We start from the raw sequence: 7582 nt of genomic DNA on the forward strand, positions 1-7582 counted from the left end.
AAATGAGGGGCCTAAATTCTAAAACGCTAAATCAATTTCAACAATTTTAAAAATAATCAAATAGAATATATTAGAAAAAGAGGTATGCAAATATGAAATCAGATATTCAAATTGCACAAAATTCTCACGCATTAGATATTACAGAAATTGCCAAGAAGGTTGGTTTAACAGAAAGCGATTTGGAACTTTATGGTCGCGATAAAGCAAAAATAAACTGGACTGCAATTAATCGCAACAAGAAAAACAGTCATCTGGGCAAATTGATCTTGGTTACTTCTATTTCACCAACTCCAGCTGGTGAAGGGAAGTCAACAATCACAATTGGATTAGGTGATGCCATCAATAATCAGCTCCATAAAAAAGCGATGATTGCCTTAAGAGAGCCATCAATGGGGCCTGTTTTTGGACTAAAGGGTGGTGCTACCGGTGGTGGAATGGCCCAAATCATTCCGATGGAAGATATTAATCTTCATTTTACTGGCGACATGCATGCTTTAACCAGTGCAATCGATACTTTAGCAGCTCTAGTTGACAACTATATTTATCAAGACAACAGTTTAAATATTGATCCCGAAAAGATCCTGATCAAACGCGGTTTAGATGTTAATGATCGTGCTTTGCGGAAAGTAACTGTAGGACAAGGGTCAAAATTTAATGGAATTGAACATACTGCAAGTTTTGCAATTACTGTTGCCAATGAATTGATGGCTATTCTTTGTCTAGCAAATGATATTGATGATTTAAAGGCAAGAATTGGTGATATTCTCGTCGCTTATACAACAGATGACAAGCCAGTTTATGTTAAAGATTTAGGCTTCCAAGGCGCTATCGCTGCTCTTTTATCTAATGCATTAAAGCCAAACTTAGTTCAAACAATCGAACATACTCCGGCCTTAGTTCATGGCGGACCTTTTGCTAATATTGCTCACGGGGCTAATTCAGTTATGGCTACCAACCTTGCGTTGCACCTTAGTGATTACACGCTTACTGAAGCTGGCTTTGGCAGTGATTTGGGCGGTCAAAAATTTATGGACTTTGTTTCCAAGCACTTGGACAAGAAACCTGATGCAAGTGTCGTCGTTGCAACTGTTCGTGCATTAAAATACCAGGCCGAAGGCTCAACAGACAATTTGGGCCAAGAAAACTTGGAAGCATTGAGAAAAGGATTCAAAAACTTGGAACGTCATATGAACAACATGCGTAGTTATAACGTTCCGGTAATTGTTTTAATTAATCGTTTCGATACAGATACACAGGTCGAACTGGATTTGCTGAAGCAATTAATTCAAGAACAAGGCATTCAAGCGGAAGTTGTTAATTATCATGATGTTGGTTCAAAGGGTGGCGTTGAAGCCGCTCAAGCCGTAGTTGATCTTGCAAACTCTGGCAAGGCAGATTTAAAGACAACTTATAATGACAATGATGACGTCAAAACAAAAATTAAAAAGGTTGCCCAAAAAATTTATCATGCCAGCCAAGTAGAATACAGTGAAAAGGCTGAACAAGAGATTAGTCACCTCAAACAATTAGGTAAAGAAAAACTACCTGTAATTATTGCCAAGACACAGTATTCATTTACCGATAATAAGAAGTTGTTAGGCGCACCTGAAGATTTCACCCTTCATGTGAAGGGAATCAGTCTTAAAAATGGTGCAAGATTTATCGTTGTCACAACTGGACACGTTCTTGATATGCCAGGCTTGCCAAAACATCCGGCAGCTCTTGACATTGACGTTGACAATAACGGAAAAATTAGTGGGTTATTCTAAAAAATTCATGCAGTTTCTATATTTACTTATTTCATTATTTATCGTTCTTGCCGATCAAGGCTTAAAGTTTTATATTGCAACCAACTTTCATTTAGGTGAAGTTCAACAAGTTATTCCGGGGATCTTATCCTTTACATATTTACAAAACAATGGAGCAGCCTGGAATGTTCTTCCTGGTCAAATGTGGCTGTTCTATGCAATAAGTATTGTTGCTATTGGCGTTTGTTTATACTTTTTATTTAACAAAAAATATAAAAATGTTTGGTTTGATGTTGGCATTGCATTAGTTCTTGGCGGGATTATTGGTAATTTTATCGATCGTTTGCATTTGAAATACGTAGTTGATATGCTGCAACTGGATTTTATTCATTTCAATATCTTTAATATTGCTGATTCTGCAATCACAGTAGGTGTGATCTTAATTTTCATTTACTTAGTATTTTTGACGAAAAAGAAAATAAGCATGACTAAAAAATACGAATTAAGTGTAGAGAACGAAAAAGGCCGGCTAGACAAATACCTAGCAGATAAAATTGATGATCTTTCTCGTACTAGAGTGAAAGAATTAATTGATGACGGTTTGATTCTCGTCAACCAGAAAGTTGAAAAAGCTTCATATAAAGTAAAAGATGGCGATGCAATTGAAGTAACTGTGCCAGCGGTTAAGCCGCTAGACGTTATTCCTGAAAATATCCCACTTGATATTATTTATGAAGATAATGATGTGATTGTTGTCAATAAACCTCAAGGAATGGTGGTCCATCCAGCCGCTGGACATCCCGATCATACATTAGTCAATGCTTTGCTTTATCATACAAAGGATCTGGCTTCTAGTCCTGAAGGTTTTAGACCTGGGATTGTTCACCGAATTGATAAAGATACTTCTGGCTTATTGATGATTGCAAAAAATAGCCAAGCCCGTGAATCTTTAGAAGACCAATTGGCTCATAAGACTAATAAACGTTTATACCTGGCAATAGTCCATGGCAATTTTGCAGAAGCAGAAGGTACCATCGATGCTCCAATTGCGCGCAATCCTCATGATCGCAAAAAGATGGGAGTTGTCGCCGGTGGTAAGCATGCGGTAACTCATTTTAAAGTAATTGAACAATTTAAAGGTTACAGCTTAATCCAATGCAAGCTAGAAACTGGCCGTACTCATCAAATCAGAGTTCATTTATCCTACATAGGTCATCCAGTTGCTGGTGATCCTTTATATGGACCACGAAAGACTTTGAAGGGAAATGGACAGTTTTTGCATGCACAGATTCTTGGCTTTAAGCATCCCAAAACAGGAAAATGGCTTGAATTTAAAGTAGATCCGCCTAAAATATTTCAAGAAACCTTAAATAAACTTAGAAGAAACAAGTGATTTAATGAAACGCTACTTAATTCTAGAAGATGGCAGTTCATTCTCAGGTGAGGGGATTGGTGCTAACATCATTTCAACTGGTGAATTAGCAATTCAAACTGCCAATTTTGGTTATCAGGAAGCTTTGACTGATCCGACTAATGCCGGAAAAATTTTGGTCTTTACTTCACCAATGATTGGAAATAGCGGAATCAATGCAATCGACTATGAAAGTATTGACCCCACTGTTAAAGGAATTATCGCTAACGATGTAGCATTGAATATTTCCGATAGCGAAAATTTCCAAGATCTAGATTTATTTTTAAAAGAAAAAAATATTCCGGCAATTTTTAATGTTGATACTCGCGCCTTGGTTCACCGTTTAATGCGTGAAGAAACAATTAAGGCTTCTATCATGGATACAGATGATGAGCATGCTTTTGATCAAATTAAAGCCTTGGTTTTGCCCAAAAACAAATCAGCTTCTGTTTCGACAAAAAATGCTTATGCAGCACCCAATGTTGGAAAGACGGTTGCAGTTTTAGACTTAGGATTAAAGCACTCGATGTTGCGTGAATTATCTTTAAGACAAGTAAATGTAACTGTATTACCATACAATGCAACTCCGCTTGATATTGAAAATCTGAGACCAGATGGCATTATTATTTCCAACGGTCCTGGTCAGCCGGACGAAATTTTAAAAGCAATAAAACCTGCACTAGACCATTTCTACCAAAAATGTCCGATTCTTGCTATTGGTCTGGGCTTTTTGGCTTTAAGCGATTATTTAAAGCTGGAATTGGTTAACTTGCCACAAGAGTTTGATGGTATCAATTATCCCGTAATTGAACAGAATTCAAACACAATTTGGCAAACGGCCATGGATATAAATCAGTTAGTTTTGCCTGATAGTGTTCAGCTAAATATGAATCAAGAATTTTTTGATCTTCATACTGAACTGTTAGCTGGATTTACAATGGAAAAAGAAAAGGTCATTGCAACTGCCTTTAATCCAGAAGGAGCACCAGGCAGTTTAGATGCAATTGGAATTTTTGACCATTTTTTAAAAATGATGGAGTAAAAATATGCCTTTAGAGAATGATTTGGATAAAGTTTTAATCATTGGTTCAGGTCCAACTTTAATTGGCAGTGTTGCCGAAATGGACTTGCTAGCCTGCGACGCAATTAATGCTCTAGTTGAAGAGAAAATTCAAGTAGTTCTGGTAAATCCTAATCCAGCGACAGTTTCAACTGATAAAAGAGAAGGCGTGACAGTTTACCTAGAACCTATGACGCTAGATTTCCTTAAACGAATCTTGCGGATGGAAGAACCTGACGCAATCATGACTGCCTATGGTTCAACTACTGGTTTGAAGGTCGCACATAAATTAATTCAAGATGGTATTTTGCAACAAATGCATATTAAATTGCTGACCTTAAATCCAAGAACTCTTTCGTTAGGCAATCAGCAAAAAAGAACGGAACTGCTAAACAAATTAAAAATTAACGTCAATCAATCCTGGCAACTGGCTAATTTATTGACTGATGATTTTTTATCTCATATCGATCAAATTAAAGAAATTGTTTCATTTCCAGTTTTAGTTACAAAATATCATCGATATGTACATAACGAACACTTAGGCTTCAAGACTTTAGATGATTTAATTAATTACTTCAAAAAAGAAAGCCAAAGCGAAACTTTTTCTTGGAAGCACTATCGTTTAACCGAAGACTTGTCTACCTGGGAAGAGGTTATTGTCAATGTCATTCGCGACCGTGACGGTAACATTGTCTTCAGTAATTTCGCTGGATCAATTGAACCAGTTGGTATTAATTCAGGTGATTCGGCTGTTGTCATGCCTGTTTTAACTTTAAATAATGATCAGATTCAGGAACTGCGCAGCACGAGTAAAAAGATTGCAGACAATCTTAACTTATTGGGAATTATGAGCATCCATTTTGCAATTCGCCATCATGGTACTAAAATTGAATATAAAGTCCTAACCATTAAGCCTCGTTTAACAAGAAGTGCTGTTTGGATTCAAAGAGCTGGCTTATATAGTGTTGGTTACATCGTAGCCAAGGTAGCGATTGGCTACAATTTGAATGAGATAACTGACCCTGTTTCTGGCTTAAATGCTTCAATTGAGCCAACTTTAGATGCAGTCTCCGTAAAAATGCCATATTGGTCACTGTCAGAATCTGGTTATAACCATTATCTTTTAGGCAATCGGATGCAAGCCAGTGGCGAAGCAATGGGAATTGGGCAAAACTTTGAAGCTGCTTTTTTAAAGGCAATTTCTTCTACAATTGATATTGATTTAGCCTGGAAAACGTTTATTCATGAATATCGAAAAGATGAACAGACAATTTTGCAGGATTTATTGCATCCTGATGAGTTGCATTTGATCAGACTTTTAGCAGCCATTGCAAAGGGCATGTCTTATAGTGATCTGCAAGATGTAGTATACCTGCATCCCGTTTATTACCAAAAATTGCAAAACATTATTTTGATTGCGCAAAAAGTTCACGATGCAGAAAAACTAAACGTCGATCTTTTAATCGAAGCAAAAAGACGAGGATTTTCAAATCACTTATTAGCACTTTTGCGCAATACAAAAATAGATGAAATAGAGCAGAAATTGCAGCAATTCAATCTTAAACCAGCTTATCTTCAGATTGATGGCTCAGCTGGTATCTACAAACCAAATATTCAAAGCTATTACAGCGCCTATGATGTTCAAAACGAAGTACAACCATTATCTTCTAAAAAGAAAGTTTTAATCATTGGCATGCTGCCATTGCAGGTTTCAGTAACTAGTGAATTTGACTATATGCTTTCACATGCTACTGAGACTTTACATAATATTGGTTATGAAACCGTTCTGCTATCTAACAATGATGAATCAGTAGCTGAGCGCTTTAAGAACGTTGACCGTATTTATTTTGATCCAATCACTGTCGAGAATATTGTAAAAGTGGCCCACAAAGAGGGAATTAAAGATGTTTTATTGCAATTTTCTGGTAAGAAGGTTAGTTCTTTAAGTCAAAAACTGATCGAAAGCGGTTTGAATATCCTTGGCCGCTCAAACGGCAATCTACATGATAAAATTAAGAATCTTTTGCAAAAACCAGTTACTGGACTTAAAAGAGTGCCATCTTTGACTACTCATGACCAAAAAGAAGTCGTCAAATTCGTAAATAACTATGGCTTCCCAATTTTGATCGGAGGATTCAGTAAAGAAATCAAGCAAAAATCAAAATCAGCTGTTGTTTACGATGTTCCTGCTGTTAAAAAGTATCTAGATGAAAATCAGTTAGATCAAATTACTGTTTCAAGGTTTATCGAAGGCAATAAATATGAAGTAACTGCGATCTCTGATGGCCAACAAACTACTATTCCTGGAATAATTGAACATTTGGAACAAACAGGATCACATGCCTCAGATTCAATCGCCGTTTTTAAAGCACAAAACTTAAAAACGGATGGTCAAATAAGGCTAGCACATTATTCGATTAACTTAATTAATCAGTTATCAACTAGGGGAATTTATAACTTACACTTCCTAATGGTGAATGGTGAATTATACTTATTGCAAATTAAGCCTTATGCTGGTCACAATGTTGCTTTCTTGTCCAAGTCACTAGGTAAGGATTTAGCTGCTTGTGCTACTCAAGTAATCGCTGGTAAGAATTTGGCTGATCTTGGCTATCACGAAGAATTATGGACGACTAATGATTTTATTCACGTAAAGATGCCTATCTTTTCTTACATCAATTACAACAGCGATAATACTTTTGATTCAAAAATGAAGTCATCTGGCTCAGTTATGGGACGAGATACTCAGCTTGCCAAAGCACTGTATAAGGGATATGAAGCCAGTGATTTACATATTCCAAGTTATGGAACAATCTTCATCTCTGTTCGTGACGAAGATAAGGAAAGAGTAACCAATTTAGCTCGCCGATTTGATCGACTTGGGTTTAAACTGGTGGCCACTGAAGGTACTGCAACAATGTTTGCGGAAGCGGGAATCACTACTGGGATTGTTGACAAGGTACACAAGAATCCTAAGAATTTGCTTGATAAAATTCGGCAACATAAAATTGTAATGGTCGTTAATGTTACTAATTTATCTGATGCCGCCAGTGCTGATGCAATTAGAATCAGGGATCAAGCTTTATACACTCACATCCCAGTTTTTTCAAGCATAGAAACAGCCGAATTAATTTTAGATGTTCTAGAATCTTTGGCTTTAACTACTCAACCAATTTAACAAATCAAAAAAGACATTCGGCTTTTTCCGAATGTTTTTTTTTCTACTCTAAGTCAAGTCATATTAATGATTTGGCTTATTTATTTTCTTTAATATTGATGCGAATATAGTGAAATTGTTAAATGAAATAAAAAAGCAAAGATCAGAAAGTATGACAAATAAGGCCTATGATGCTTGTTGTTTTT

General features: G+C 36.4%; 4 protein-coding genes and 1 pseudogene. All 5 read left to right on the forward strand.

What is annotated here, in order from left to right; translation table 11 throughout:
* Window positions 1-92: 92 nt before the first annotated feature.
* The 5 genes and pseudogenes from B2008_RS02235 (at window position 93) to B2008_RS02250 (ending at window position 7397) form a co-directional block, all read left to right on the forward strand.
* On the forward strand, window positions 93-1769 hold the full coding sequence (locus B2008_RS02235) for a formate--tetrahydrofolate ligase (RefSeq protein ID WP_281827967.1): 1677 nt from the start codon (window positions 93-95) through the stop codon (window positions 1767-1769).
* 7 nt (window positions 1770-1776) lie between these two features.
* A pseudogene (gene lspA / locus B2008_RS08320) lies at window positions 1777-2217 on the forward strand (signal peptidase II); the annotation flags it as partial.
* Between the two features lie 15 nt (window positions 2218-2232).
* Window positions 2233-3141, forward strand: a complete 909-nt coding sequence (locus B2008_RS02240) for an RluA family pseudouridine synthase (RefSeq protein ID WP_414671991.1) — start codon at window positions 2233-2235, stop codon at window positions 3139-3141.
* Between the two features lie 4 nt (window positions 3142-3145).
* Complete coding sequence (locus B2008_RS02245) at window positions 3146-4201, forward strand: carbamoyl phosphate synthase small subunit (protein ID WP_281827968.1); 1056 nt, start codon at window positions 3146-3148, stop codon at window positions 4199-4201.
* A gap of 4 nt (window positions 4202-4205) precedes the next feature.
* Window positions 4206-7397, forward strand: coding sequence for a carbamoyl phosphate synthase large subunit (locus B2008_RS02250; protein ID WP_281827970.1), 3192 nt, complete (start codon window positions 4206-4208; stop codon window positions 7395-7397).
* The last annotated feature ends 185 nt before the right edge of the window (window positions 7398-7582 follow it).

This window comes from Lactobacillus sp. UBA5813 (assembly GCF_002417895.1).
Lineage (GTDB): Bacteria > Bacillota > Bacilli > Lactobacillales > Lactobacillaceae > Lactobacillus > Lactobacillus amylolyticus.

What these genes read in the sequence shown, in the direction of transcription:
- B2008_RS02245 (WP_281827968.1), top strand. Translation starts at nt 3,146, where the DNA reads ATGAAACGCTACTTAATTCTAGAAGATGGCAGTTCATTCTCAGGTGAG.
- B2008_RS02240 (WP_414671991.1), top strand. Translation starts at nt 2,233, where the DNA reads ATGACTAAAAAATACGAATTAAGTGTAGAGAACGAAAAAGGCCGGCTA.
- B2008_RS02250 (WP_281827970.1), top strand. Translation starts at nt 4,206, where the DNA reads ATGCCTTTAGAGAATGATTTGGATAAAGTTTTAATCATTGGTTCAGGT.
- B2008_RS02235 (WP_281827967.1), top strand. Translation starts at nt 93, where the DNA reads ATGAAATCAGATATTCAAATTGCACAAAATTCTCACGCATTAGATATT.